The organism is Christiangramia aquimixticola (assembly GCF_048285835.1).
GTDB lineage: Bacteria > Bacteroidota > Bacteroidia > Flavobacteriales > Flavobacteriaceae > Christiangramia > Christiangramia aquimixticola.
In genome coordinates, this window is sequence record NZ_JBLVTL010000053.1 from 1 (window position 1) to 381 (window position 381).

Below are 381 nucleotides of genomic sequence, written 5' to 3' on the forward strand. Positions count from 1 at the left end.
GAAGCAAAAATGGAGGTCGATGAAGCACTCAAGCTAGCTCCGATAAAATCCACTTCCTGATCCAATTGATCTTTGGTACGATTCTTTGTCCCTCCCATCATCATTTCTCCTACAAATCCGGACAATCCCGCTTTGTCACCTTCCAAAATCGGATCACGCTCCAATACCAAGGTGAACGACACTCTAGGTAGCTTGGTGTTTTTCACCACAAAGACCTTCAGCCCATTGGGTAAAGTGAATGTTTCAGCTTCATTTATTTTGATTTCCGGTGCTGGTCCTGCAGCAGGCAATTTGCTTCGGTCTACCTGAGCAAAGCCGCTCACAGCTACCAAAAGCATCAATACAACTACTATTGCTATTTTTTTCATGTCAGTTTTTTTT

1 pseudogene is annotated in these 381 nt (G+C 43.3%); it reads right to left on the reverse strand.

Features of this window, described 5'->3' with window-relative positions:
• Positions 1–368 (reverse strand): annotated as a pseudogene (locus tag ACNKXV_RS13460) (insulinase family protein); the annotation flags it as partial.
• Between the last annotated feature and the right edge of the window lie 13 nt (positions 369–381).